2 protein-coding genes are annotated in these 1,531 nt (G+C 67.1%); one reads left to right on the plus strand and one right to left on the minus strand.

Features of this window, described 5'->3' with window-relative positions; translation table 11 throughout:
* On the plus strand, positions 1-487 hold a 487-nt coding region (locus tag EOA60_RS32365; protein WP_164899748.1), incomplete at its 5' end, for a Gfo/Idh/MocA family oxidoreductase.
* Between the two features lie 53 nt (positions 488-540).
* Here the strand turns inward: EOA60_RS32365 and mnmA are convergent.
* A partial coding sequence (mnmA, locus tag EOA60_RS32370; RefSeq protein ID WP_128312583.1) for a tRNA 2-thiouridine(34) synthase MnmA occupies positions 541-1,531 on the minus strand: 991 nt, incomplete at its 5' end.

The raw sequence follows: 1,531 nt of genomic DNA on the forward strand, positions 1-1,531 counted from the left end.
GCTCTGGGACCTTGCGCCGCATGACCTCTCGATGATCCTCGCCATCACCGGCACCGAGCCGATCGAGGTCAGGGGCGAGGGCGCGGCACTGCTCGACAACCTCAGCGACTTCGCGCATCTGCACATGCGCTTTCCGAACGGCGTGCGCAGCCATCTGTTCGCTTCTCGTCTCAATCCCTATCGCGAGCGCCGGCTGACCGTGGTCGGAACCAAGGCGATGGCGGTGTTCGACGATGTCGAGCCGTGGGAGCGCAAGCTTGCCGTCTACAGGCACGCTGTCTGGCAGGACAGCGGCCAGTGGGCGTTCACCGCCAACGAGCCTTCCTACGTTACGGTCGGCGAAGGCATGCCGCTGACGCGCGAGCTCGCCCACTTCATGCAGTGCATCGAGACGCGCGCCGAACCCCGCACCGACGGCGAGGAAGCGATCCGGGTGCTGCGCATCCTGACGGCTGGGACGGTGGCGCATAGCGGGTCGCCCGCTTAAGGCGCGTCCACAAAAGGGAATCCTGAGGCAAAGCGCCCGATTGAAGGCGTGGGTTACTCGGCGGGGACGTGCGCGGGCTGCTGCGCAAGCCTGGATAGCATCGCCTCGGCCTCGGCGCCGCGCTCGGAGCGCTCGATAAAGCCGCCGCCATAGACTCGCGCCTCATCGCCGTCATCGGAATAGAGCACGCAGGCCTGTCCGGGCGCGATGCCGGATTCGCCGTCGACCAGCTCGACCGAGGTGACGCCGTCGCGGTGATGCAGCACGGCCGGGCGCGGCGGCCGGGTCGAACGGACTTTTGCGAAAAGCTCGATCCCGCCGGCCGGAACGTCGGAGAGCGGGCCGTCGCCGAGCCAGTTCATGGCGCGCAGGTAGATCCTGTGCGTCTCCAGCGCCTCGCGCGGGCCGACAATGACGCGGGCGCGGTCGGCGTCGAGATGGACGACGTAGAGCGGCTCGCCCGAAGCGATGCCGATGCCGCGGCGCTGGCCGATCGTGTAGCGCAAGATGCCTTCGTGACGCCCGAGCACGCGACCGTCGATATGGACAATATCGCCTGGATTGGCGGCCGCCGGCTTCAGCTTGGCGATAATGTCGGAGTACTTGCCCTGCGGCACGAAGCAGATGTCCTGGCTGTCCTGCTTGGCGGCGACCGTCAGCCCCATCTCCTCGGCGATCGCCCGCACCTGCGGCTTGGGAAGTCCGCCGAGCGGGAAGCGCAGATAGTCGATCTGCGCCTGGGTCGTGGCGAATAGGAAATAGCTCTGGTCGCGGTCTGCATCGACCGGCCTGTAGAGCGCGCGATGCGCGCCATTGGCGCGCGAGCGGATGTAATGGCCCGTGGCCAAAGCATCGGCGCCGAGATCCTGGGCGGTGGCCAAAAGGTCCGCGAACTTGACCGTTTGGTTGCAGGACACGCAGGGGATGGGCGTCTCCCCGGCGACGTAGCTCTCGGCGAAGGGATCGATGACGGCCTTGCGGAAGCGCTCTTCATAGTCGAGCACGTAATGCGGGATCCCGAGCGTCTCGGAAACCCGGCGGGCG

This window comes from Mesorhizobium sp. M1A.F.Ca.IN.020.06.1.1 (assembly GCF_004023265.1).
GTDB lineage: Bacteria > Pseudomonadota > Alphaproteobacteria > Rhizobiales > Rhizobiaceae > Mesorhizobium.